This window comes from Ruegeria sp. C5 (assembly GCF_056537605.1).
In genome coordinates this window covers 117,171-141,476 of the sequence record NZ_JBQFRX010000003.1, presented here as the reverse complement: position 1 = coordinate 141,476, position 24,306 = coordinate 117,171, and the positions used below count along the sequence as shown (strand labels likewise).

Below are 24,306 nucleotides of genomic sequence, written 5' to 3'. Positions count from 1 at the left end.
TTAACCCATTGGCACCGTTGTCTGACAACCGCAATTCATCGGGTAAGAGCCACCAAGCAGCGCAGCCCCCAAAGAGGGGCGGACGTCCAATCTATGCGATATAAGCAGAAACCTTAGCGGGTTTTGTTGCTGCAGATGTCCAGTGTACCATCTTCTTTGATACGCCCCCTGAAATCTCAAAAGAAAACGACAAAGTGCGGACCAAGTTTCTTGAGTTAAATCCCGACGTAGCAAGCGCAACTGTCATGTTTGCGCATGGTGCCGGTGCGCCGATGGATTCCCCCGCAATGACAATGATCGCGGATGCGTTGGCCAATAAGGGTCTCAGAGTAGTTCGGTTTGAATTCTCTTACATGGCCAAACGCAGAACCGAGGGCACGAGGAAGCCCCCGCCACGCGCTGAAAAACTGAACTCAGAGTACCTGGCCGCAATCGAAGAGCTACAAGTTGACGGCCCGCTGATTATAGGCGGCAAGTCCATGGGTGGACGCGTTGCCAGCATGATCGCGGATGAGTTGTTTGACGCAGATCGCATCAACGGATTGCTCTGCGTTGGCTATCCATTCCACCCTATTGGGAAGCCGGAGAAGCTTCGGACTGAACATCTGAAGCGCCTGCAGGCCCCAACACTGATCTGCCAGGGAACGCGCGACCAGTTTGGCTCGAGGGATGAAGTCAGCCAGTACCAGCTGTCGCCGGCCATCCGGATGGGTTGGTTTGAAGATGGCGATCACGATTTAAAGCCACGCAAACGCGTTTCAGGCATCATTCATGCGGATCACATCAACTCCATGGCCACAGCGGTTTCGGCATGGGTCGAGAGTCTTGTCGGCTAGAGAGCTGTGCGCGCCGTGTTTGCGGGGCTTGGTTACTTGTCCCGCGACACGCAGCCAAAATTTAACATAACGGCCCTTATCAAGTGCTCCCGGGCCGAAAGCGGACATTGGTTGTTGTTAGGATGAATGGCCGCTACGCGGGACCTAGCCGCCGTTCGTCATTGGTATGAATCTTTTGATTTCCGGTCGGCGCAAGCTCCGGCTTTCGAGGCAAAAGTTTCCGACTCTAGCCGCCATCAAATCCACATTCGTCCCGCAGCCGCTCAAAGATACGCTTTGCGGTGTGGCGCTACTTGCGTGGCCAGACCCTATCTTCGGCAAGCCACTGGTCGATCTGAGCTGTGAATGGATCAAGCTTTGGCCGCCGGATCGGTGCAGTCCGCCGGTACCCGGGCGGCTCGGAATAGGCCTGCATCTTCGCAACACTGTCCCGGCTGATCCCAAAATCCCGGGCAATCTGGCGTCCGCTCCGGCCATCCTGGAAATGAGCCCGGCGCACCTTCAAATACAAGTCTACGGTGTAAATCCCCAAGCCCTCCCGAAATCCGAAAGGGCAAAAGTGGCCGACTTTTACGCCGCCCGCGACGCCACAATGGCACCGCTACCGTGGCCGAGTATTGCTCCGCCGTTCACAATTGCTTTGGCGATAAAGTGACGCTTGCAGAGCATGTCAGGGCTCCCAATTTGTCACGGCAAGTGCCGCTGACCGATGCTCACAGTGGCCTCTAGCACGAGGACTGGTTCTATCGAGCAGGCAAACCGTCTATCTGGGGTCCGCACTTCGACCGAAAACCATAGGTAACGCCGACCACGGTCTTATAGGCCGCGACTCCAGGCGTTCCCGGATCCGATGTTCGCTTGCTTTGAACCTGTCATGTCTACCCTCGTGAGAGGGTTCGCCAATCTAATCTGGCGACGCTACCAAGGTATCGATAGCTATTCTAGAATCGGAACCTTTTTTCTTTTATTGCTCGGAGCGAGCGGCCCGCAATTGGGACGTGTCTGGGAACAGGCAGGTGACCATCTTTTGGTAGGCGCGGTTGATATCGTTCGAAAGAAATTCACGTGCTCTTTTCTTGTCACCCTCTTTGATTGCCGAAAGCAATTCGAAGTGGATCTCATTCGAGATCTGCAGGTGACCGCGGATGTTCAGGAGATGAAAATGGGGCGAGATCCGCAGCCAAAGGTTTCGAATGATTTCAAGCGAGACCGGATTATCCGCCTGCTCGTAGATTGAAAAGTGAAACTGAAAGTTATGATGTATGAAACTGTGATTATCCGATTCCTGTTCGGCCTGAACCATCTCCGAAAGACGGTCTTCTAAAGTTTGAATGAATTCTGGCGTCCGGTTGTCGATCGCCCAGGACAATGCCGCTGTCTCAATTTCGTTTCGAACATCGCGTAGATTTTTCAATTCCTTGCGCTCAAGTATTGGAACACCCATCGAGCGACCCGATAGACGTGTGAGTGCGCCGATATGGGCCAGTCGCGCCATCGCTTCGCGAATTGGCATTGGGCTCACGCCAAGAACCTCACTCAGAGTTGCGACAGTTACGGACTGACCCGGCTCCAGCCCACCTTCAAGGATTAGCTCGCAAAGTCGATCGAACACGATTTCCGGCAGATTTTCGCGTTTGAGCGGCTGCATTTTTGAAAGGTCAGGCATGGATTCATCATAGGATCCCCGGCTTTCCCATGTCCATCTGAAAATTAATCATTGACTTTTGATCAAAGATCAAAAAACTTATATCAAATTGCGACCAGCAGATCCAAAGGAGGAAGATGTGCTGAATTCGTCCAGGGAGAACATCGTAAGAACAACTGCCGGAGCGCCTGAGCCCTCAGGAAATCGGCGCATTCAGCCCGTCACGCTGAGCAGACGGTTTTCTCACAGCGCAGTTCGCCAGTCTGTTCGGATTTGCCGGCGAGAGCGACGAACAAGGAGACAAAATGGTTCCTACGACAGAAGCAGTTCAGTCGTGAAAACGCTGCAGTAGCTGAACCATCCGGCCAAGCTATTCGGCGAAAAAAAGGAATAGTAAACAAAGGAGAGGAACTCATGATCAAAAATTTAACCAAAACCCTTCTGGCCGGTTTCGCTGTAGCTGTGTCGGTTGCCACGGCTGTGGATGCGCAGACAACGCTGCGTATCCAGAACCATTTAGGACAATCGTCACCTTACGGCGTCGCGATTCAGCAATTCGTCGAGGACGTGGCCACTATGTCGGACGGCACGCTCCAGATCGAAATGTTTTATTCGTCCTCGGTGGTTCCGACCACGGAGACCTTCGACGCCGTCAAGAACGGGATCCTTGATTGCGACATGACCAACGGGGGCTACCAAGTCGGAAAGAATGCTGCATTCCAATTTGCTGCCGATACGATGGGTGGCTACGAAACTCCGATTCAGCTCCTGTCCTGGGTCTATCAGGGCGGTGGCAAGGCGGCGCTCAACGAGCTTTACGGCGCCCATAATCTGACATTTATCAGTAGCCATGTTGGCGGCCAGGAATCGCTAAACTCCTCCCGCCCGCTGACTGGCGTCGCCGATCTGGAGAACTTCAAGTTCCGTTCGCCTCCGGGCATGGAGTCCGACATCTTCGCCAGTCTCGGCGCAAAGCCGGTTGTCATGGATTTCACCGAGATCATCACGGCGCTTGAGTCGGGTATTATCGACGGCGCCGACGCTTCGACGCTTGCGACCAACTTGAGCATCGGCATCTACGACGTCGCCAAGCACACGACCTATCCGGGCTTCCACTCAATGTCGCAGGATCACCTGGCGTGCCGCACAGATGTCTGGAATTCGCTTTCCGACCAGCACAAGAGGATCATCGAAGTGGCTGGAAGGTCGCTCGCGCTGGAAGTGATGATGTCGACGCTGATCCAGAATGGTGAGGCGCAAAAGAAGCTGCCTGAGATGGGCGTAACTACCTACAACTGGTCGGCCGAAGATCGTGCTACATTCCGCAATGCTGCGTTGGCGGCATGGCAGGAGTGGGGTGCCAAATCTCCCGAAGCCGCGAAACTGGTTCAGAGCCACGTGGATTTCCTTCAGCGCATCGGTCTGCTGGACTAAGCCTCCAAACAAGGATTCTGCATATGGTTGCCACCGGCGGTCGCCGCCGGTGGCATCCAAGAAACGCCCGTCGAGAGAGTCGGTCGTCGCGCACAAAGCTGGGAGGCCTTGATAGTGGTTGAACATGAAAAAACTGGCCCACTGGATCCAATCACTTGGGGCATCAGCCGGATCGCATTGTGGCTTCCTGCATTCATTGTCTCGATCATTTTTCTGGAGGTCGTGCTGCGATATTTATTCCTGCGACCAACTCTTTGGGTCAATGAAACCTCGCTCTGGGTTGCGGGTGCCGTGTATCTGACGGCCGGTCTGTACTCGATGCAGCAACGCAGCCATATTCGAATTTTCATTCTCTATGATCTTGCGCCGCTCTGGATGCGACGGATCTTCGACATCCTCTCAACCCTTTGCGTGTGCATCTTCGCAGGTGCGGTAATTTGGGGAGGATACAGTGAAGCCGTCGAGAAACTCCTCACTTGGGAGCGGTTCGGAACGAAATTCAATCCACCGATACCGGCTACCATAAAGCCGCTCATCCTAATCACGATGGCTCTTTTGGCGCTCCAGGCGATTTCCAATCTGATTTACGACTGGAACACGGTCCAGGGAGAGAAACACTACGGTGAAGACGATCTCGAAGACCTTCTTGAAGATCTCGCCAAAGATCATCTCGACGCACGCCCGACAGGTGAGGCGACGGATCACGAAGACTGGGCCGAGAACCAATCAAAGAACAGCGTGCAAGGAAAGGACGATTCCCGTCCTTCCAGCGGTGAGCACGAGTAAAATCAAACTGGGGCAGGGAAGGGCACAGTAATGGACATTGGAACGATTTCGCTCGTCTTGCTGGTAGGAATGCTCCTCCTACTTGCGATTGGTATGCCGCTGGGATTTGCCTCAGGTTTTCTGGCCGTTGTCGTCATGGTCATGAAGTTTGGCCCCGACCTCCTCTTCGGTCAATTTGGCACCGGTCCGCTGAATATTCTGATGCAGCGAATTTACGGGATTACGACAAGTTATGTCCTGGTCTCAGTGCCGCTGTTCATATTCATGGCGAACTTGCTCGAACGTTCAGGCATCGCGCGGGACATGTACTCGACCCTCGACGTTTGGCTTAATCGCACCCGCGGTGGAGTTGCCGTCGTCACCGCGCTCATGGCGGTTGTCATGGCGGCAATGTCCGGCATCATCGGTGGCGAGGTGGTGCTTCTGGGACTGATCGCGCTGCCACAAATGTTACGGCTTGGCTACAATCAGAACCTTGCCATCGGAACCATCTGTGCCTCCGGCTCTCTGGGGACAATGATTCCGCCGTCAATCGTTCTGATTTTCTACGGCCTGGTTACCGACACGTCCATCCATGCGCTGTTCCAGGCAGCCTTTGTCCCGGGATTCATACTCGCGTTCAGCTACATTGCGTACATTTTGATCCGAACCCGAATCCAACCTAATCTGGCGCCTTTACCAGAGCCTTCCGAGAATGACTTGTCAGGTGAAGAAAAGCGTTTGTACGGCCTCGCCCTGATTGCCATGATCGTCGGCACAGGGTCCTTGATCTTGTCCCTGCGTGCGATCTTCTTCAACACGCTCGGGACGATTGAGATTGACACGAGCTATGTATCCCTTGGCTTCATGATCAAGTCCGCCATTCTTTCGGCCGCGCTTTTTGCCTACCTCATGTTAGTTGTTGGTCTTGAAAGAGCCAAGACAGCTTGGGAATACGGCAAGGGCATGGTTGCGCCTCTCCTGATCGTTTTCGTGGTCCTAGGCTCCATCTATGGCGGAATAACCGGGATCACCGAGGCCGCCGGAATCGGTTCGGTTGCAGTGCTGTTGCTGATCATTTTCCGCGGTGAATTCTCTTGGGTTCTGCTACGCGAAGCGTCGATGCGAACGTTCAAATCCACCGGGACAATCATATGGGTGACAATCGGGGCGACTGCGCTCGCCGGTGCCTATACGATTGCCGGCGGCCCGACCTATGTAGCCAACCTGATCGTTGGGCTGGAGTTGCCGACGCTTGGCGTGCTACTGATCATGATGCTGGTGTTCCTGTTTATGGGCGCCTTTATGGACTGGACCGGAATCGTGCTGCTGGTCATGCCCGTTTTCCTTCCGATCGTCCTCAAGCTTCCTTGGGAGGAACTGGGGTTGACCGGAGGGCTTGACTCGCAGTTGGCGGTTCAAGTCTGGTTTGGCGTGCTGTTTTGCGTGAACATGCAGGTCAGCTTTCTGTCACCACCGTTCGGCGGCGCGGCCTTCTATCTTAAGTCCGTTGCTCCTCCGCACATCACGCTGCCGGATATTTTCAAGAGCTTTCTGCCCTTCATAGGCATTCAGATCATGGTGCTGATGCTCATCCTCCTGGTTCCGCAAATCACGACCCTGTTTCTTCACTAGAAGCAGGTAAGGTCCCCGTCTCCTCCCAGGCGGGGGCCCGAACAAGTTCGCTAAGTCGTTCAAAACCGGGGATCGACAGCGAGCCCGAGTAAACATCTTAGGCGCCGCCTAAAACCAGAAGAAGTTGACAACGATGGTGGTGCAGGAATTTTGGAGCTCTAATCAATTGATCAAATATCAAAGAAAATTTAAGAACCTGGCAACTGGTCTAAAGGAGGCAGGCAACTTGCAAGCACCCGTGAAACACACCGGCATCATTGATGGAACAGCGGCAACGCATCCATCCAATGCGGCACATATGATGTGCTGTCGCGAACTCACCAAGAAAGTTGAAGGGCAGAGTCGGGTGCGCGCTCAAATTCCGACTTGTGCACCTGATCCGAGATGCGGAGCTTAAAAATGGTACAAGCACCTGAAGTCATATTTCTTGGGCGGATTGCCGTAGATTTTTACGGCCAGCAAACCGCGACCCCATTGGAAGAGACGCGTAGTTTCGCCCGCTACCCCGGCGGATCTTCAGGAAACATGGCGATTGCCGCGGCACGTGCTGGCGCACGCGTAGGACTGATTTCCGCCGTCGGAGATGATCCGATGGGTCGCTTTCTATTGCAGAATCTCGCGCTGGAAGGCGTGGACACCACCGCCATGTCTGTCCACCCAACCCGGCGGACTGCACTGGCGTTTCTGGGCATGCTCCACAGCGAGGCTGATCAGCTCGATTTCTATCGTACAGATGCCGCCGACACCTGCATCAATGCCGAACAGGTCCCCGCCTCATACCTGGCCGAGGCGGCCTATTTAGCAGTGACCGGGACCCATCTTGCTGATCCCGAATCTTACGAGACAGTCCTGAAAATTCTCGAGGTTGCGGCAAGCGCAGGAGCCAAGATCGTTTTGGACGTCGATCTCAGAAATGATCTCTGGCGGAGTTACGAAGGTTCAATTGACGGATCTGTTGATCGTGTTCGAAATGCACTTCCTCTCGTTCAATTCATTGTCGGCAACGAAATAGAATTGGAGCTCCTACTAGAGTCAGAACCTTTACTGGCTGATGGGCCCACGCTGGTCCGAAAACTGGGGCCAAGAGGCGCGCGTATCGAAGGTCCGAATGGCGACTTCTCCGTTCCGGGACATTCGATCGACGTAGTCAATCCAGTTGGTGCGGGTGACGCCTTTCTCGGGAACTTCCTGGCGGCTCTTCGGTTGGGAAGCGATCAATTGGAGGCCTTGCGAAATGCCAACGCGGCCGGTGCTCTGGTCGCGACACGTCACGGCTGCGCCAACGAGATGCCTTTTCCCGATGAACTGGCGCTCTTTCGGTCCGGGCATCCTCAGTCCGACCCGAAGATAGAACACTTGCATCGCACCGCCCTGCGCCCTCAGTTGCAAGGCCCCGTACTTGCACTCGCCTGCGATCACCGAAAGCCGTTTGACGACTTCGTCGCCGCGACGGGCAGAACGGCCAGCGACGCCAGCCATTTCAAACGGTTGGTTTTCGAAAGCATGCGCTCTGCGACACAAGGCCTGACATCTGCACGGCCCGGGATGTTGATGGATCCAAGACACGGCGCTGAAATCCTCGATGAACTTGCCGATCAAGACTACTGGATCGGTCGCCCGATCGAAGCGACAGGATCACGGCCGATCGAGTTCGAAGCAGGGCACAATATCGGGGCGGAGCTCGCTTCGTGGCGCCCGGGGCACGTGGCAAAGGTTCTCATATGGTACTCGCCGGATGACCCCAAGGAGCTGCGGTCGGTTCAACTTGATCGGCTCAACTTCCTGCAAAGCGCGTGCCGGGCAGCCGGGATCGAATGGATGTTGGAACTTGTTCCGCCGCTCGACATGCCGCGCGACGATGATGTTCTCTGTAGGGGTGTTTCGCAATGCTATGACGCGGGCCTGCTCCCTGACTGGTGGAAGCTTCCTTCTTTGACAGACGATCGAGGATGGGCTCGATTGGGCCAGATACTGGAGGTCAAAGACCCGCAATGTCGTGGCGTCATCGTTCTTGGTCTCAATGAAGAGCCAGATACACTGGGCCCCACCCTTGCCCGCGCCACCCTCGCGGAATGCTGTCGCGGATTCGCAATCGGGCGGACGGTATTCGCTGACGCCGCCGAAGCATGGTTTGCCCACCAAATCGACGATGCGACAGCGGTCGAGCGAATGGCCGGCATTTATCGCGGACTAATCGATCAATACTTACATGTGAGTGGAGGTGCCGATGCGCGGACTTACCAAGCGTAGCGAAGCGTCTGGGGATGTAGGGCTTGTCGATTGGCCCGAGCCACCGGTTACGCCCGGCCACGTGATACTCAAAGTCGCCGCTGCGGGTGTTTGCGGCACCGATCTTCACATCTTCAAAAATGAGTACAAGGTCACGCCTCCCGTCATCATGGGGCACGAAGTCTGCGGCACCGTCGTGGAAACCGGTTCTGGCGTGGACTCATCCTTGATGGGAAAGCGGTTTGTCGCCGAAACCTTTTATTCGACGTGCGGCGTTTGCCGGCACTGCCGAAACGGTCGACCAAATCTTTGTGTCGAGCGACGTTCGATCGGAAGCCATGTCAACGGGGCGATGACGTCTCTGGTCGAAGTGCCTGTTGGGAACCTACACGCTGCCCCGAAGGATTTGTCGGATGCCGAAGCCAGCTTGGCTGAGCCGGTGGCCTGCGTCACCAATTCACTTTTTGGCACACATGGCTACGTTGAGCCTGGGCTTCGCACGCTTGTCGTAGGCCCCGGGGCGATAGGTATCATCGCGGCCCAAGTCGCGGTCATACAAGGCGCAGAAGTCACGCTCCGAGGTTCAGAACGAGATCAAGCGCGGCTCAAGCTCGCTACATCCCTGGGCTTTGAGACCTCTACGGTCGGCGACAAGCTTCCGGAAGACAGCTTCGACACTGTGATCGAGTGCTCTGGAAGCCCGATGGGTTACGCCGATGCTTTGCGCTTCACTTCCAGGGCTGGGCATCTGGTTCAGATGGGTCTTTCCGGAAAAACTTCCGATCTGCCCACCGACCTCATCTGCTACAAGGAACTGTCCATAACATCTGGCTTTGCATCGACGCCACGATCATGGCGGCGCGCCATGGCCCTATTGAACGGCGGAAAACTCCGTCTTGAACCGTTGATTACGGATTTCATTCCTTTGGATCATTGGAAGATTGCCTTTGATCGTTCCTTTACCGCTGATGGAGTTAAGTTTGTGCTTCACCCGTAGTGATGGCTTTGGGGTCTCAATTTGGCGGCCCGGGAAGCTTGCGGATTTTCGAGCCGAGGGCACTCCGGCATTGAGTGGATGATCCGTGCCGAATTTTTAATGACGATCGTTTTTGAGAGGCAGCTTCTGCCTCAATGGCCGAATGTAAGGATCGTTCCTGATCGAGGCCTGCCCACTGCAGGTGTTGAGTGTCGAGCCCCAAAATCGATCGTTTCTGAGATACACGATTTCTTGCGGCAACACCGCGTTCACTTGGCTAGTTCGGTATCGCAATACTACCTCTCGAAACCATCTTCTCAGAACTTCTGTCTTGTGATGAGTTTCGAGAAACGAGTCAAAAAGCTGACGTCCGCTGAGACCTGACCGGGGTCCGCTTCGGGCTCAGAGCGGACCTTCTCTGCGGCACGCATGAATGTCCGCTTCAGAGTCTTCGGGCGTTTCAACTGGCCAGACACTGGACATTAGCTCGATCCCTGTTCGCTCAATTTATTTCACTGATATTGGATCCAAAATTCCCTGTTAATGCGTGTAGGGAATTCGCGCGTAAACCGCTGTTTTCTTTGGCAGTCTCAACGTGCAACGCACAGAATCCGGCGTATTTCGCGGTTTTTCCCTGTATTTTCCCTGTTAACAGGGAATTTCCGCGTGAGACTGGATGGCTCAGGACTGCGTGCACAGCCATGATTTCCCGGAAATCACATACCGAGAAGTTGCACGCCGATTATAGCGTGTTTTCAGCGACTTAAGATCCAGTAATTTCAACTGAGACCCGAGCGTGTGCGCAACAGTGGTCGATTTCCGACCACAGTCCCAGGTCGCGATTCCGACGGTACGAGTTTGGTGTGTTTCGGAGAGGCGGCAGATCAGAGGGCAGAGAAGCCCTTGTGTTGATCTGACCAGATCGCCGGGAAACCCGACCTGATCAGGTAGTCCATTGTCAGGCCATCAGTTTGTTCGCCTGAATCGATGGCATCCAGAGCATCAGGCACCAGCATGGCCAGATCGACCACATCCAGCACCCAGCGTTTGGAGGTGCCTTCTTCTTGAACGATTTCTGAGAAAGCTCTGCCATCATTGATCATCGCCAACCACCGGCGGGCCTTAACGACGTTGCGGATAAGTGTTTGATCGATTTCAGGGGGCTGATCGCCTAAGTGCAATTTCAGTTCCAAGCCTCTGCGGCGCATCCGGAATGGCGCTTCGATCGCTAGTTCCCCGGCATCGACCAGGTCGACCCTGCAACCAATCATCTGGGCCCGCGCCTGGATATCCAGTTGCACCCTCAGAGAGCCCTATCACAGCTCCGCCCGCGCAATCATGCCAAGGCAGTTCCTGGCAGACTGGCAATCTCTGAGAAACTCTGTTGCCGAAGCGCTTTCGGCTGCAGACATATTCCGCACCATTGAAGTCACAGCGTTCGGTCGGTTCAAGTGTTGTCTGACCATTCGACCAGAAGGTTTTCGAGCTGCTCTGCCGACAGCCGCCAGGCATCCGGATGCTTCTGAATTCGATCGGTCAACAGACTTCTAGAGATGTGGTAACGCAAACGCTTGCCGTTTTTGCGGCTATGGCTAGTTGTCAGCCGATCTCCGGTCTCATCAAAGAGCTTCCCGGCCAGCACTGATCGCTTGGCCTTCTGCTTTAATCCACGCTCCCTTGCCGCGCCATCTATCAACCACTGCTGCACCAGCTGCTATACCGCCGGGTCAATGATAGCGGGGTGCTGCCCATCATCAACCTGACCCTTGTGTCGTATGCGGCCAGCATAGATAGGGTTGCTGAGAAGTTGATGGATATGCCCGCGATCGAAGAACGTCCCGCCCGTCACGCGCCCACCCGGGCGTTCCGGGCGCCGGATCCGGAGCTCCAGTGCCTCCGCCCGCTCTTTGAAACAAAAAATGGTCTGATGCTCCAGATAGAGATCGTGGAGCGCCCTAATTGTTGCCTATTCCTCTTCGTCGATTCTAAGCGTCAGGCCGTCCGCCTGATATCCAAACGGAACATTCCCGCCCATCCATAGGCCCTTGTGTTTAGAGGCCGCAATTTTTTCCCTGATAAGTTCAGCGGTCATTTCACGTTCAACTGAGCGAAACTGAGCAACACGTTGAGTGTAAAGCGCCCCATGCTGGTGGACAAATTAAAGGACTGGGTAACGGACACAAACGATACGTCGGCTGCGTCGAGATGGTCGATCAGCTTTGCCAAGTGAGTCAGCGATCGTGTCAACCGGTCGACCTTTCAAACAACAATCTGATCTACGTGATTATTATCTACAGCCTGCATCAACCGCTGCAGAGCAGGGCCGTCAAGATGACCGCCCGAGATACCGCCATCATCATAGTGATCCGGCAACAATTCCCAGCCCTCGTGCTTCTGGCTCGCATGTATGCTTCGCAGGCTTCCCGCTGGGTATCCAGCGAATTGAATTCCTGCTCTAGCCCCTCCTCCGAATTTTTTCGAGTGTAGATGGCGCAGCGGATAAGTTGCATCACTGAACCCCGAAGAAGCGCGGGCCTGACCAGTGCGGTCCGGTGGTGTGCTTTGCGATGGCCGACAGGGAGCGCCACGTTTTGCCGTCCAAGAAAGATCCGCCCGCGATTACTTCAATCTGATAGGTGCGTCCGTTCCACTCCCGCACCAGATGTGATCCTGGTTTCAGACTAGGTGGCAGCGCTTTTCCCAACGCGATTTGTTGCAGTCGGAGTTCTGTCTTCACAGACAACCCGCCTAGTTCTTGTATCTGTAGCTCCCAGGTCAACACCGGCTTCATGAACTGCGAGGACAGTTACTTCGGCGGCGGCCGACCGAACATTTTCTGCCACTGATCAAGGCAGCTAGAGCGGTCCAGATTTTCGATGTCAGCGAGTACGTGCGTAAGGTCGCAAAACTTGAAGTTTGCATCCGTAATGCTGACGCCTCCTTCACAATCCGATAGACAGTACTTTTTTCAGACCCTGATCGCTCAACGGTATGTCCCGCCTTGCGCATCATCGAAATCGCTGCGAGCGCAGAATGCGGCTGCCAGCCAAAGACGTTTTGAATCTGCACAATCGTTGCACCGGCCTTAAGGGACAGCAGTATCTGTAGACTTTGTTGACGCGTCGGCTGCTCCGGGCCTTTTGGCAGGTGGTGATTTTATTTCCAGGTTGGATGCATTTGACATTTTATTCTCCACTCTATGGGCGCAGGCTAAGTCCGCGCCCTGAACAGAGCGGAGCCCGGGCACCTCGGGCGAGTCTTGACCGTCGTTAGTACCGCTTGCGAACAGCCTAAAGTCCAGTTGTTAACATTAAAATGGGCGGGAAGCTGACATTCTCTGCGGTTGCAAACCTATCCGGTAGCGGAGGCGAAATCCGACCTTCGCGGTCGACGCCTACGGCTAGATTCGAAAATACAAAAAAGCCCCTGTGATTTCGTAGGCGTAGATGGCTTGGACGTGCGTGACGAAACTAAACAGACGCTCCCATGTTAAGGCAGTCAGTTTGAAGAGGCTGTTAAGAACCAACATTTGACCAAACAATACGGCAATTCGTTGGTTTAGAACCTTATGGAAGCCGTGAGTTCTCCGACAACACTGGATCCACCACCAAAGGTTGATTGAAACTCGCCGCTGAAGCCTATCGATCGGTTTCCATCTGCAGAGGTATGTTCAAGCGTAAAGCCAAGAAACCCTGCAGCTGCATCTTCTGTTGAAGCTACGAAAGAAAAGGGTGTCGCTGCTACGATTGCGTCCACATCGTCGGATCCTGCATCAAAAGTTGCATCTACTCCAACGGCCCAGTTCAGGTAGGTACTCGATCCATTTGCGGCCTCGTAGAGGCGGGGCAAGTTCAATTGAGCCCGCGTGTTGAACAACGAAACGTTCCGATCTTCGACAGTCAGCGGATACGCGGTTCCTGTTTCGGAATATTCATCAAGTTTCAGAAAGACATAGCTTGCGCGTGCACTGAAGAAGGCAGGAATTGGCAAGGCGTTGATGGGTGCCGAGATCGAGAGCGATGGCGAAACGAACGTGCCGTCAAAATCGCCTTTCGCTTCGCCGCCATCAACGTTTCGGGTCGCTTCATTGTCGGTTACGCCAGCAAGAAGCGCTGCGTTGAGGCTGTATCGTCCGTAGTCCCTTTCGAGGTAGACGCCCCCAAAATATGACGTGATATCGGTATCTCCTGCGTCTTGATCCAGCGAGACATGGCTGTCGTCATATCCGACAAGAACACCAAAATCGCTGTTATCGATGAATTCATTCGTCTCGGCACCAACTACGAAACCGTACATACGATGGCTGAATCCAAGATTTGAACCGTCTTCTTCAACATCGCGATCTCCTCCGAAGGCTGAACCCCAGACATATGGGCCGTTATCCTGTTCAACATACCCGAAAGGACCCAGGTTTCTGCTAACCTGGCCACCGGACGAGCCGGACGCATAGGGGCTGGCGGTGTCAATCGTATTGAACACCGCGTCGGTGAGATCGCTGATAAAGGTACCTTGGGCCGCGAATCCCGTCGTATCCACCGAAACCGCAGTGAGGCCATTGTTGGCCACAACGCCGGCCCCTTCAAAATTGACGACTTCGGGGGCGGATGCGAGGTCATTATCGTCACCCGATGCATCAGCAAAATTTACAACCGAATTCATCCCGCGCGCAAAGTTCAACGTGTCAATGTCATTCGGGTTCGTGCCCCCCATGCCATCGTTGCCATTGCCGAAATCGACCGATCCGTTCAGAATCGAGCCGGGCTCGAGATTCAACGTGTCGTTCCCATCGCCGCCATATACGATGGAAAAGCCTTCTCGACCGGTGATGCGGGCGGAGTTTGTGATTATTGCAGCGGCGTTGTTGTCGCGATCTTCGATCTCGATACCGTATTCGAACGCATCAATATTTCCGGTGTTCACAATGGTGATTGAACCGGCTCCGTCCACGTCCACTTCGATCCCGTTATTGTCCAGCGAACGCAACGCCCCGCTGTTGGTCACACGGGCATCGCCGTCACCGTTTAGTTCGATATCGATCGCGTCGGAATCGGCGGTGAGCTGGGCATAGTTCACAATGCTGACATCGCCGCTTCCCTCGACATCCACTTCGATCGCATCGTCTTCGCGAGAGATTATCCGCCCCGAGTTTCTAATGAAGACATCGCCATCTCCGAAGATTTCGGCGTCAATTCCCTCGTCGTTTCTGGCGGTTATGGATGCAGCGTTTGTAATGCTTATGTTGCCGTTCTCGGTCACGTGGGCGAAGATTCCGTCAACTTCGGCATCGATGGTACCGGATGCCGAAATAGTAACATCGCCGTTTCCGTCTATTTCAGCGTTAATGCCATCAATATTTTCCGCCGCAATTTCACCCGACGCTTCAACCGAGATGTTTCCGTCGCCAGCAACAAAGCTGCGGATCCCGTGTTCGCTTGCTTCGATATCACCGTTCATCGTGATCGAGATGTCGCCGTCACCATCAACTTCGGCTTCGATGCCGTCATCCGAACCGGCGCGGATATCACCTGTGACCTGAATGTTGATATCACCGGAGTCCTCGGCATCAGCGTCAATGCCGATCGCATCGCCAGTGATATTGCCCACCACAGTGACGTCAATCACACCTCCGGGGCTGCCGGTTTCCACATCAATTGCATCGCTATCGAGGGATTGGACGTCGCCCGTCACATTGACGGCCACATTCCCGTCCTCCGCGTCAGCAAAGATCGCATGTTCTTCTTCAGCAGAAATGTTGCCGTTGGAATTGACCGTTACGTTGCCTGTTCCATTTGCTACGCCGTAAATCCCGTATTCTCTGCCAGTAATATCCCCGATGCTGTCGACGACGACATCACCAGCGCCATTCACCGTGGCGTTGATACCGTCGCCCGCTGCTGCGCCGCTGACATCGCCCCGGTTCGAAATTGTAATGTCGCCATCATTGGTCAGAAGCGCGCGGATGCCGTCCCTTGCGGACGAAATATTGCCCGACGAAGTGACGTTGATATCTCCGTCTCCACCCCTTTGGCGGGCAAAGATGCCATCAGCGTTGTTGCCAGCTGTTGTGATATTTCCGGTCGAGCGGATCGTGATATCGCCATCACCGTCGTCTTGCCGTGCAAAGATCCCGCGGGCGTTATTTCCAGAAGTCGAGAGACTGCCCTCGGATTCAATGGAGATATCCCCATCGCCGCCATTTTGACGCGCCAAGACGGCGTTCGCGTTGTTTCCTTCTGTTGTGATGTTTCCGGTTGATAGGATCGCGACATCGCCATCGTCATCGCTTTGCTGTCCAAGTATACCGCCAGAGTTGTTTCCAGCCGTTGAGATATTGCCATTCGACACCACCGAGACATCCCCTTCGCCGCCACTCTGAAGAGCGGTGATGCCTGTTGATCGATTTCGAATTGTGCTGATATCGCCCGCTGAGTTGACCGATACCGTGCCGTCTCCACCGTCCTGATTGGCGTAAATTCCGTCTGAACGGCTGCCCGATGTGCTTATACGACCCGCTGAAACCACTGACACATCGCCATCACCACCTTGTTGAGTAGCGCCGATACCGGCGCTTCTGCTGGGTCCGGATGTCGTGATATTGCCGGTCGAGTTAACCGAAATGGCACCGTCACCCTCAAGATCGGACCGAATGCCAAAGGACCGACGTCCGTCGGTTGCAATGTCGCCCGTCGAAGTGATCGAAACATCCCCGTCGCCGTCCGCATCCACAACAATCCCATCCGCGCCGTTCCCCGTCGTGACAATGCCGTCGGTTCCATTCGTCTGGATGTTAAGGGTTACGTTACCTGTTGGTGTGCTGAAAGCCACTCCGTCTGTTCCACCGCCTGGTGCAATTCCCGGAGCAGTCACGTTATTGATATTGAGCGTTTCGATTGCTGGCCCGTTTGCCTGAACACCCGTTGAAACATCTCCCGTACAGGTGGCGAGGTCACCCGCAACACTGCACGAACCGTTTGATGGAGGAACAACCGTTTGCGCGATCGAAGGAGTTGCCACTCCAATCGATGCACCCAAACCTATCGCACCGGCAGCAACTGGAGCAGCGAAAGCGCGATATGCAGCGGATTTTCCTTGATGGTATTTGCTCGTCTGCGCTTTGGAAAGTGCCGCTGTACGACGGCGCGCTTTGCGGTTCAAACCGCTTACTCGTAACATCTTGTTCACCCCTTAAGAGTGGTCTGGAAACCACCGCAACTTTTTTGCGCGAAAACCTCCGCGTATTTGTTAGCAGCAAAAAAAAGATGGCTTTTTGATGTTCCGATTAACGATATATTAACGAATTTCTGACTGGTCTTTTGTATGATGCAATTTGATCACATGCATGCTCTGAAAAAACCGGCCAGCGGCAGCTCCCTACTTGGATCCGGTGGAATGATAGAATTATTCAAATAACCTCCATCTGTCTGCATGAATGCCAAACGGGTTTAGAACTCGTGCCCACTCGAATTTCTGCCGAGCGCTCTTAGCGCAAAACTTCGGATACGCGTCGAATGTCTGCAACGGGCCGTCAGCGTGGTTAGATCTTTGGCGAGATAGGGGCTTGCTGCGGCTTTCCTGGGCGTCGCAAAATGCGGTGGCAAACCGAGAATTAAGGGAGAAGAGACCATCGAAATCTCAATTTCCATTAATCAACGGCATGTACCACTTTAGCTTCTCGCGACGGCGGATTTGAGGCAGAGCAACTACTATCGGAACCCCGGTGGCCACAGGCCAGCTAAAGAACTAATAACTCTGATCGTTCCAAACCACTTTCGTGGGCAAGATGTCCGGTTATCTTGGGCGGATGAGCCGGACGTCAAACTTGAAACGCGTCTTACCGAGCTTGCAATCGAATTGGTTGTATTGGCCGAGACCATTCACCGGGAACATGCCGAGCGCCAGCATGAGTGGTTAATTGAACGCAAACAAGACCATGAGCGAAGAACGAAAGAAGCCGAGTCGGCAAGGCTTGAAGCGCTCCGTGTTAGGAACAAAAAATTTGAGAAAGCGAAACGCAGCATGCTGCTTGGCCATGCCCGCGACCTCGAAGATGCGAGGATATTGTGCCAATTGGTCCAAGACGTGCTGAAGTTAAGGGGCCACGAAACTAATGATCACACAACTGCTTGGGTGGAATTCGTTAGCGAAGAGGCCAATCGGATTGATCCAATTTCGAACGCTAGATACCTTGAAATCATGGTACTAAAGCCTGAGGATTTCACTGAAGACAGCGACTAAATATGCCTTCTGGGAACCGGGACTAGGGCCGTAAAATAGCTCTCGGAGCATATGGTACAGGCGGAAGCCCCACACCACAGAAGCGAGAGTACGCGCGTCTTTTAGTCAAAGTTCTGTATCGCCTGAGACGGCAACTCCGCATAGGATGCGTCATAGAAATAGGTCAGCCAAATCGACCACCCATCGAAGAGTATATCGGAAATCCCACGCGAATGAGACCCGACGCTCAGCGGATCTACGGACCCATCAGTTTCAACGCGCAAGAGCCTCGCATTCGGGTACTTCTCGTGACCCCGGTAACCCCCGACAACAATTGTGCCGTTCACGACTTCAACGGATTCCAAGTTACCAAAGCCGGTTGAAACAGCTACAGCAGTATCTCCGTTGCCTGAATGCGGAACCCAATACAAAGCGCTGTCCCAGGCGTCGTCGCTGCCCCAGGACACAGCGTAAATACCTGTCTCTGCGATTGCAAAGCGGGCGAGACCACTGATGCGCAAATCGCCGAGGTGAGGTTGAATTTGTCCGGTTTGGGCTGCGACCGATAGGAATGCGCCGCGCCCAAAATCACTCACAAGAAGGGTGTCGTCGTCGAGGGCTTCGATATCGTAGAGAAAAACACCATCGTCATCGAGAGCCTGACGCCAGTTTACCGTGCCATCCGAAGCGGTAGAAATGACCTCATTGCCATCCACAATGACAATCTGGTTGCCGGAACGCACCATCCCTGTTGGGTTGCGCAGACCTTGCCCATCCGAGAGTTTGATTTCTTCGGTCGCGCCATCAGGAGTGAGCTTGTAGAGCCCGCCGTTAGTGGCGTCTGAGCTGAACTCTTCATCTGGCCCACCCGGTCCAATCGATACGGTATAGACATCATTTCCCATCGGCAAAACGGCTTCGGTAAAGGGCGGCAGCTCCTGTTCGGCGACAACAGGTAAGGACGTGGTGCAAGTGAACAATAGCGAAAGAACTCTCATCTCAAATATTTCTCCGGTGTATCTGTGCCTTGATGTTGCCGCCCGTTTTTCCGGCAATGATTGTTCCGGGGCGGCGTCAATGAACCGAGCGGTTTGCATCAAAGGGTTCGATTGGAGGCAAGAAAGTGCGGAGCCAGAGCATTGACGGCGGCATCAATGATCAACGGGTCTTCGTAAAACTGAAGCTGGTTGGCGCCGTCGATCCAATACAGCGTCTTCTTTTCTGACGCGATTTCTTCAAAAATGCGGCGGGGAATGACCTGACCGCTTGCCGCTCTGTCGCCATGGATCATCAATACAGGCAGGTTCAGTTGAGGGGCTGTTTCGTCGATCCGCCAGCCCCAAATGCCAGCTTCGCTCATCGCGGTGATGCGGTTTTCCCAACCCCCTTTGAAAGTCAGCCAAGGGGCCCTGTTATCCCATGGTAGGTACCAGTCTGCGATGGCAGTTGCGGTCAGAAGGGCATCCTCAGAGCCGACGATCGGGATGTAGCTTGCTTCCCCCGTTTTTTCGAATTCGGTGGCTGCTTTGGCCGCGCGATCTATGCGTGCTTCAACCTCGGCATCACTGCCAAGGTACATTCTGGCGGTTTCCTCAGTTAGATAGTGGCCCGCGACAACCCCGAGAGAGGCCACGCGACCGTCTGTCACCGCTGTTTCAATCGCCCAGTTGACACCCTGACAGATCCCGAGAAGATGAAGCCGGTTTGCGTCGATGCCTTCTTGGTTTGCGAGAAAACCGAGGGCGGCTTGGCAGTCTTCAACCTTGGCTTCACCAGACTCGTAGCGTCGGGGTGAGCCCGAGCTTTCTCCGTGATAGCGTGGATCGAATATCAGAACTGCCAGCCCGCGCGATGCCAGGCGGGTTGCATATTGCACCGGTGACTGTTCCTTGACGAATGCAACAGGGCCGATGATCACAACTGCCGGGTGAAGTCCTTCCGAAGCAGGTCTCAACAACTTTCCAACAAGGGTTTCCCCAGAGCTGTCAAAGGACACTGTTTCAACATCATAATAGCCAAATGCCGATTGATCTGGGTCACCGGATGCCTCCGCTGTGCTAGCGCGGGCGGCGAAAGCTCCGCTCAAGGATGTTGCAATCGCGATTGAGTTGAACATGCGTCGTGTAATCACTGCTGCTGCCCTTTCGTATACAGTTTGATGGTCTCGACAACCAAACGATCTTGGATCGAGCGCCCCGATCTGGGGGGGCGCCCGGTTAGGCTTCACTTGTCAGTTAACTCGCGACGGACATAATTGGGATGACGCAAATAGCATGATGAGCATGCAAAAAATGAATGACATCTTAACTTCTCTGGATGTTAGGACTCTACGGTTCCTACAGCTCCTGCTTCGCACAAGCAGCGTGACACGCACGGCAATACATCTGGGGATCAGCCAGCCCGCCGCCAGTCGAATCCTCGCCCGGGTACGCGACCTTATTGGAGATCCGGTGCTGATCCGAACGCAGTCCGGATACCAATTAACGGATCATGCTCTGGGCTTGAATGAACCGGTCGATGCTGCCCTGTCGGCGATAGCTGACGTCTTCCAGCCGTCCGCCTTTGATCCGGCACAGTCTAACCATTGCTATCGCATTGCCTCGACAGATTACGGCGTCGCGGCTGTCCTGGGACCCATGATGGAAGTCTTTGCCGTTACCGCACCAGCATTAAGGTTCAATGTCTCGCCACTGGTGCCGCAAAGCTTTACCGATTTGGAAAAAGGAGCAATTGATCTGCTGCTATACGCGGATTTGGATGCGAGGAACGATTTGCTTGTTCAGAAGCTATTTGATGAAACCTACGAAATCCTGTTCCGACAAGGCCATCCGCTTGAAGAACATGCGTCATCAAAACGGGCACTTACTCCGCGAGACGTTTCGGCTTACCGGTTAATCGAGTTCAGTTTTCCGGGCACTTCGGGTCTGAAAACCGATACGATCATGAGGGAAAAAGGAGATGGTTCGAATGCTGTGTTCCAGCAGCCTTACTTCACCACATTACCTTTTTTGGTAGGACAGACGGATGCAGTTGCAGCTGTCCCCAAGCGGCTGGCAAAGCAAGTCCAGAAATTGACCTCTCTTTGTTCAGCTCCGTTTCGGCCGAGTTGTGGCTTCCCTTATTTTCTTGTCCGCCACGAGCGTAGCCGCTTCAATCCAGCGATCAATTGGCTAAGGGAACAAGCATTAGAGATCGCCAAATCCGACTGATCAGATGTTCGAGCTGGGATGATTGTTTGCACGTGAGATCTTCGAAGTACACAAAGGCCATCCAAATCAGCACCCGCCCTTGGGTCCTGACGAAACCACAATCCATAGATGGCAGGTCTGTTGGGTTAAGTTGCAACATCGTCCGTTAAAGTTACATCTCCGCTCAGAGCCGTTCCCCAGATCATCGTCTACTTTCCAGTTTCGCGATTGCAGCGAACGACAGCTTTGACGGTCCGCACCGCGAGAAGGTGACCAGGGTCAAACGGCAGCAATGGGCCCACCTTGCCTCGCCAAGCACCCCGGATCATGCGGATGTTACTCTGCTTCGGAGATTGACCTTTAGGCGCTAGACCTAGCACTCTTTGTCATTGTCGATCAAGAACTCGACGCAGACGCTTTTGATGCGGATCTTGCGTACATCGGAGTCGGGCAAGCCGATGCAATCCAGCAGTTTCTCGGCCTTGTCGAAGCAATCCTTGTCTTCATTGTCGTCGCAAGGCACCGCACCTGCGGGCGGCTGATAGACGCCAGGGGCCCGGTCGGGTTGCTGCACCACGATGCCGGGGCGATCGATGTCTGCGTCCCAAGAGATGTCGACACCATAGCTGCCGTTGCCCCTGTCCTTGACGCGCCCGTCGATCGAGACACCCGGAATGGGGTGAACCTCGAAACTGCCCGGACGTCCGGGTCCGAGGGGATTGCCGTATTTGTCACGCGGCGTCAGGACCAGCGTGCCTTTGCCATCGGAACCTTCAATCACTACATCGGTCTTCTCGGGGTCGATGCCTATCTCGACATGGACCGACCACATGACCTCGCGGGTGGACTGGCAATCGTCGCCATAGCGGGCCGTCGCGCGGAAATCATAGGTGCCTTCGACAACCGAAAAGTCCTTCAGCGGCAAGTTGAAGACGCCGTCCGGGGCCATGGCACCATCGTCATGTGCCCCATCGTCGTGGAGTGCGAATGTCATGCTGTCGGCAACAACCGGCAGTGCGCCTTCCTCGCGTTCGATGGTTTGCAACGTTGCGCGGAATCCACCGAGCGCGTCACCGGTGATGACCGGTTTGGAGATGCCGCGCTCTTGGACCAAGGCCCCAAGCGAGCGGGTGGGAGAGGTCGCCGTCACGTGCACAGTTGTCCCGTGGGGCACGGTTCCGTTCGGGTAGTGCAAACCGACCAGCGGATCGATCCGGTCGCCGGTATAAATGCGCTGCTGGTTTCCAAGGTAGCGCATCTTTGGCCCACCTTCGCACACGACCAGCGAGAAATACTGGACGTCGGTTGGTGGCGGCGGGAATTCGCCCCCGGTTGGCACCCGGTCTACGGTGAAGCTCCAGGTACCGTCGCGTTCGCCACGGAACGGCAGCGGAATGCGGATGAATGCCCAGGTGCGACCTCGCACTTCGGTGAAGCCTTTGCCACCGACGGACTTGCCTTTTGGTGTTTTCATGTGCAGCCGCAGCGGCGTCGAAACCTCGTCCCAGCCGATGGCCACGGTGATTTCCTCTTCGCCGCAGACTTTGAAAGTGTGCGGCGCGGAAACGGTCTGACTGGCACGCAACACGTGTTCGGGGTCGTTCAGAGCACCGCTCTGGAAGATGTCGCCGAAGCAGACGCCGAAGAATTTGCGTAGCGCCAGACCGTCGACAGCCCGGGTGAATTGTCCGCCATGTTCGGCGGCCAAACGACCCAGAAGCGAGCCGTCAATCTGTGCATCGGAGCCGAACCCGATGATGCACAGGCGGATGTCTCCCAAACTGTCCTCAACCGCCTCGACCATTGGATCGGTGTTCTGCAAACCGTCGGACAGCAGCAGGATCGTCCTATCGTTGCTGGTGCCGGACATCGCCGACAGCGCTTCGCTGAGGCCACCACCGATCGAGGTGTTGCCGCCTGCGGCGATGTCTCCGACCAGCCCCTCGTCAAACGGTGGAGTGTTGCCGACGAGTGTGTTCTTGGCAGCGGCCGTCGCTGTGGGGCCGAGTTCCAGGTTAGGGCTATGGTTAAAAGTCACCAGCCCAAGCCGGTTACCATCGCCGTTTTGCACCAATTGCACAAAGAGGCTGGCCGCATCCTGTGCCTCTTCCAGTTTCGAGCGGCCTGCTGGCGGCGCGTTGCTGTTCATGCTGCCGGATTTGTCGAAGACCAGCATGACATCGAGCGGGTTCGGAGGCGGCGACGGGTTCTCGAGTGTATTGATAATGCCCGCGACCGGTGTAAACCTCACATTGCACGGACCCGGTATAGGCCCCTGGCTGAGCGGCCCGCCGACAAGTTGCCCGGCGGCGTCGAACAGACCCGAGCCCGAACTGCCGCCGGCGAAATCGAACCCGTTGATGGTCGAGGTGTCGCCATCATAGACAACCGACTGTGTTTTCTTCACCGAACCGCCTGGGTGGTGCATCGACAACAGCGTTTCGCCGGCCATCAGGTTGCTGGTCCTGATGGGGATTGGCGCGGGTAAGCTGCCGGGTGCAGCGTCGAGCCGTACGACGACCCAATCGGAGTTGACCGTCGAAGGGCCCGGTGCGGTGCCGGACGCCACCTCTTCGATAACCTTGAAGAAACGCGGAGCATGGCCGCCTGGGCGCGAGCCGTCGCAATTGGGCGCATAATCGAAAGTCACCGATGCGCTACGAACGTCCTCGCCGCTGGCGTCGGTCAGGCAATGGCGCGAGGTCAGAAAAAGATCGCCGACGATCAGCGTGCCCGAGCAACTGCTGACATGCCCAGCGTGCACCAAGAAAATGATGCCGCTGGCGTTCTCGACCTGCGCTTTGACGGCTGGGGAAATGCCCGCGGGCGGTGCGCAATCGGCATTCTGCCAGGCGAACCCGGACGTGCACATCAGCCGCGTCTCATAGATCGGTTCATCGAAGGGATTTGTGTGCAGAAACGGATCGGGGTTCGACAGGCTGCCGGTGAAGGTTCCCGGCGGATTGACTGTTTGGGTCGGTTCGCCGCTGCCATATTCCAACAGGCGCGCCGAACCGCTGCCACCGACGATCCTGATTTCGATCGGAGCCGTCGCCGCATCGGCAGGGCGTGTCCAGAAATCGCTGGGCGCGCCGGACGAGAACACATCCGTCGTATAGCCAAGGTTCACCTCGAGCCGGGCGCCGCCAGAGAGCGAGACATTGTCGAAATGCAGCATTGCAAATCGCGGACTGCCGATCGGGCTTGGATCAAGCACAAGATTGAGGGGGGATGCATCCGTTACGGCCTGGGATACAGGCACAACGCGGCCAAGGTCATGAGTCATATTGTCCTCCGTCAGCTTTCGCCGCCGCGGCAGGACTGAAGAAGTCTCTGATACTCAAAATCCACAGATGGCCCGGTGCATATGAAATGACATGCACC

Annotated in this window: 20 protein-coding genes and 1 pseudogene; 8 read left to right on the top strand and 13 right to left on the bottom strand. The window is 55.1% G+C overall.

Annotated features, from left to right (window positions below; all coding sequences use genetic code 11):
• Positions 1 to 245 precede the first annotated feature (245 nt).
• Positions 246 to 836, top strand: coding sequence for an alpha/beta family hydrolase (locus ACR0AW_RS12245; RefSeq protein ID WP_216602319.1), 591 nt, complete (start codon positions 246 to 248; stop codon positions 834 to 836).
• 229 nt (positions 837 to 1,065) lie between these two features.
• Here ACR0AW_RS12245 and ACR0AW_RS12240 read toward each other — a convergent pair.
• Together ACR0AW_RS12240 and ACR0AW_RS12235 are read right to left on the bottom strand one after the other, a co-directional pair.
• Positions 1,066 to 1,362, bottom strand: a pseudogene (locus ACR0AW_RS12240) (IS21 family transposase); the annotation flags it as partial.
• A 438-nt stretch (positions 1,363 to 1,800) separates the two neighbouring features.
• Positions 1,801 to 2,502, bottom strand: a complete 702-nt coding sequence (locus ACR0AW_RS12235; protein ID WP_170733032.1) for a GntR family transcriptional regulator — start codon at positions 2,500 to 2,502, stop codon at positions 1,801 to 1,803.
• 393 nt (positions 2,503 to 2,895) lie between these two features.
• Between ACR0AW_RS12235 and ACR0AW_RS12230 the strand changes: the two genes are divergently transcribed.
• The 5 genes from ACR0AW_RS12230 (at position 2,896) to ACR0AW_RS12210 (ending at position 9,541) form a co-directional block, all read left to right on the top strand.
• Positions 2,896 to 3,915 (top strand): TRAP transporter substrate-binding protein, encoded by a 1,020-nt coding sequence (locus tag ACR0AW_RS12230; RefSeq protein ID WP_170621412.1) that lies wholly within the window; start codon positions 2,896 to 2,898, stop codon positions 3,913 to 3,915.
• Between the two features lie 27 nt (positions 3,916 to 3,942).
• Positions 3,943 to 4,701 (top strand): TRAP transporter small permease subunit, encoded by a 759-nt coding sequence (locus ACR0AW_RS12225; RefSeq protein WP_170621410.1) that lies wholly within the window; start codon positions 3,943 to 3,945, stop codon positions 4,699 to 4,701.
• Positions 4,702 to 4,731: 30 nt separating this feature from the next.
• Complete coding sequence (locus tag ACR0AW_RS12220) at positions 4,732 to 6,315, top strand: TRAP transporter large permease (RefSeq protein WP_170621409.1); 1,584 nt, start codon at positions 4,732 to 4,734, stop codon at positions 6,313 to 6,315.
• Between the two features lie 399 nt (positions 6,316 to 6,714).
• Positions 6,715 to 8,565 carry a PfkB family carbohydrate kinase gene (locus tag ACR0AW_RS12215; protein ID WP_170621407.1) on the top strand — a complete coding sequence of 617 codons (1,851 nt, stop codon included), beginning with the start codon at positions 6,715 to 6,717 and terminating at the stop codon, positions 8,563 to 8,565.
• Positions 8,543 to 9,541 (top strand): zinc-dependent alcohol dehydrogenase, encoded by a 999-nt coding sequence (locus tag ACR0AW_RS12210; protein ID WP_170621406.1) that lies wholly within the window; start codon positions 8,543 to 8,545, stop codon positions 9,539 to 9,541. The genes ACR0AW_RS12215 and ACR0AW_RS12210 overlap by 23 nt, the downstream gene beginning before the upstream one ends.
• An 863-nt stretch (positions 9,542 to 10,404) precedes the next feature.
• On the opposite strand, the gene ACR0AW_RS12205 is transcribed toward ACR0AW_RS12210, so the two are convergent.
• The 8 genes from ACR0AW_RS12205 to ACR0AW_RS12170 all read right to left on the bottom strand — a co-directional run bounded on the left by ACR0AW_RS12205 (position 10,405) and on the right by ACR0AW_RS12170 (position 16,693).
• On the bottom strand, positions 10,405 to 10,821 hold the full coding sequence (locus ACR0AW_RS12205; RefSeq protein ID WP_170733034.1) for a hypothetical protein: 417 nt from the start codon (positions 10,819 to 10,821) through the stop codon (positions 10,405 to 10,407).
• A 146-nt stretch (positions 10,822 to 10,967) separates the two neighbouring features.
• Complete coding sequence (locus tag ACR0AW_RS12200) at positions 10,968 to 11,228, bottom strand: hypothetical protein (RefSeq protein WP_480439121.1); 261 nt, start codon at positions 11,226 to 11,228, stop codon at positions 10,968 to 10,970.
• A 6-nt stretch (positions 11,229 to 11,234) separates the two neighbouring features.
• The gene (locus tag ACR0AW_RS12195; RefSeq protein ID WP_480439215.1) at positions 11,235 to 11,441 is read right to left on the bottom strand and encodes a recombinase family protein; all 207 of its coding nucleotides are present in this window, start codon (positions 11,439 to 11,441) and stop codon (positions 11,235 to 11,237) included.
• Between the two features lie 45 nt (positions 11,442 to 11,486).
• Positions 11,487 to 11,612: a hypothetical protein gene (locus tag ACR0AW_RS12190; RefSeq protein WP_480439119.1), complete on the bottom strand. Its 126-nt coding sequence runs from the start codon at positions 11,610 to 11,612 to the stop codon at positions 11,487 to 11,489.
• Positions 11,609 to 11,746 carry a recombinase family protein gene (locus tag ACR0AW_RS12185; RefSeq protein WP_480439213.1) on the bottom strand — a complete coding sequence of 46 codons (138 nt, stop codon included), beginning with the start codon at positions 11,744 to 11,746 and terminating at the stop codon, positions 11,609 to 11,611. Before ACR0AW_RS12185 ends, ACR0AW_RS12190 begins: the two co-directional genes overlap by 4 nt.
• A 283-nt stretch (positions 11,747 to 12,029) precedes the next feature.
• Positions 12,030 to 12,311: a DUF2924 domain-containing protein gene (locus ACR0AW_RS12180; protein WP_480439117.1), complete on the bottom strand. Its 282-nt coding sequence runs from the start codon at positions 12,309 to 12,311 to the stop codon at positions 12,030 to 12,032.
• Complete coding sequence (locus tag ACR0AW_RS12175) at positions 12,308 to 12,667, bottom strand: DUF3489 domain-containing protein (protein ID WP_480439211.1); 360 nt, start codon at positions 12,665 to 12,667, stop codon at positions 12,308 to 12,310. The genes ACR0AW_RS12180 and ACR0AW_RS12175 overlap by 4 nt, the downstream gene beginning before the upstream one ends.
• A 411-nt stretch (positions 12,668 to 13,078) precedes the next feature.
• The gene (locus ACR0AW_RS12170; RefSeq protein ID WP_170733035.1) at positions 13,079 to 16,693 is read right to left on the bottom strand and encodes an autotransporter domain-containing protein; all 3,615 of its coding nucleotides are present in this window, start codon (positions 16,691 to 16,693) and stop codon (positions 13,079 to 13,081) included.
• A 687-nt stretch (positions 16,694 to 17,380) separates the two neighbouring features.
• On the opposite strand from ACR0AW_RS12170, the gene ACR0AW_RS12165 reads away from it, so the two are divergent.
• Positions 17,381 to 17,755, top strand: a complete 375-nt coding sequence (locus ACR0AW_RS12165; RefSeq protein ID WP_170733036.1) for a hypothetical protein — start codon at positions 17,381 to 17,383, stop codon at positions 17,753 to 17,755.
• 101 nt (positions 17,756 to 17,856) lie between these two features.
• Here ACR0AW_RS12165 and ACR0AW_RS12160 read toward each other — a convergent pair whose 3' ends face one another.
• Both ACR0AW_RS12160 and ACR0AW_RS12155 read right to left on the bottom strand, forming a co-directional pair.
• Entirely contained in the window at positions 17,857 to 18,732 is an 876-nt protein-coding gene (locus ACR0AW_RS12160; RefSeq protein ID WP_170733037.1) for a hypothetical protein, read from the bottom strand.
• A 98-nt stretch (positions 18,733 to 18,830) separates the two neighbouring features.
• The gene (locus ACR0AW_RS12155; protein WP_170733038.1) at positions 18,831 to 19,688 is read right to left on the bottom strand and encodes an alpha/beta hydrolase; all 858 of its coding nucleotides are present in this window, start codon (positions 19,686 to 19,688) and stop codon (positions 18,831 to 18,833) included.
• 319 nt (positions 19,689 to 20,007) lie between these two features.
• Here ACR0AW_RS12155 and ACR0AW_RS12150 point away from each other — a divergent pair, with 319 nt between their 5' ends.
• Positions 20,008 to 20,943 carry a LysR family transcriptional regulator gene (locus tag ACR0AW_RS12150; protein WP_480439112.1) on the top strand — a complete coding sequence of 312 codons (936 nt, stop codon included), beginning with the start codon at positions 20,008 to 20,010 and terminating at the stop codon, positions 20,941 to 20,943.
• 352 nt (positions 20,944 to 21,295) lie between these two features.
• Here ACR0AW_RS12150 and ACR0AW_RS12145 read toward each other — a convergent pair whose 3' ends face one another.
• Entirely contained in the window at positions 21,296 to 24,208 is a 2,913-nt protein-coding gene (locus ACR0AW_RS12145) for a VWA domain-containing protein (RefSeq protein WP_170733040.1), read from the bottom strand.
• Positions 24,209 to 24,306: the final 98 nt, after the last annotated feature.

Excerpts from the sequence above, each read along its gene's own strand:
- ACR0AW_RS12245 (WP_216602319.1), top strand. The coding sequence starts at position 246 with ATGTTTGCGCATGGTGCCGGTGCGCCGATGGATTCCCCCGCAATGACA.
- ACR0AW_RS12235 (WP_170733032.1), bottom strand. The coding sequence starts at position 2,502 with ATGCCTGACCTTTCAAAAATGCAGCCGCTCAAACGCGAAAATCTGCCG.
- ACR0AW_RS12230 (WP_170621412.1), top strand. The coding sequence starts at position 2,896 with ATGATCAAAAATTTAACCAAAACCCTTCTGGCCGGTTTCGCTGTAGCT.
- ACR0AW_RS12220 (WP_170621409.1), top strand. The coding sequence starts at position 4,732 with ATGGACATTGGAACGATTTCGCTCGTCTTGCTGGTAGGAATGCTCCTC.
- ACR0AW_RS12215 (WP_170621407.1), top strand. The coding sequence starts at position 6,715 with ATGGTACAAGCACCTGAAGTCATATTTCTTGGGCGGATTGCCGTAGAT.
- ACR0AW_RS12210 (WP_170621406.1), top strand. The coding sequence starts at position 8,543 with ATGCGCGGACTTACCAAGCGTAGCGAAGCGTCTGGGGATGTAGGGCTT.
- ACR0AW_RS12190 (WP_480439119.1), bottom strand. The coding sequence starts at position 11,612 with ATGACCGCTGAACTTATCAGGGAAAAAATTGCGGCCTCTAAACACAAG.
- ACR0AW_RS12180 (WP_480439117.1), bottom strand. The coding sequence starts at position 12,311 with ATGAAGCCGGTGTTGACCTGGGAGCTACAGATACAAGAACTAGGCGGG.
- ACR0AW_RS12170 (WP_170733035.1), bottom strand. The coding sequence starts at position 16,693 with ATGTTACGAGTAAGCGGTTTGAACCGCAAAGCGCGCCGTCGTACAGCG.
- ACR0AW_RS12160 (WP_170733037.1), bottom strand. The coding sequence starts at position 18,732 with ATGAGAGTTCTTTCGCTATTGTTCACTTGCACCACGTCCTTACCTGTT.
- ACR0AW_RS12150 (WP_480439112.1), top strand. The coding sequence starts at position 20,008 with ATGATGAGCATGCAAAAAATGAATGACATCTTAACTTCTCTGGATGTT.
- ACR0AW_RS12145 (WP_170733040.1), bottom strand. The coding sequence starts at position 24,208 with ATGACTCATGACCTTGGCCGCGTTGTGCCTGTATCCCAGGCCGTAACG.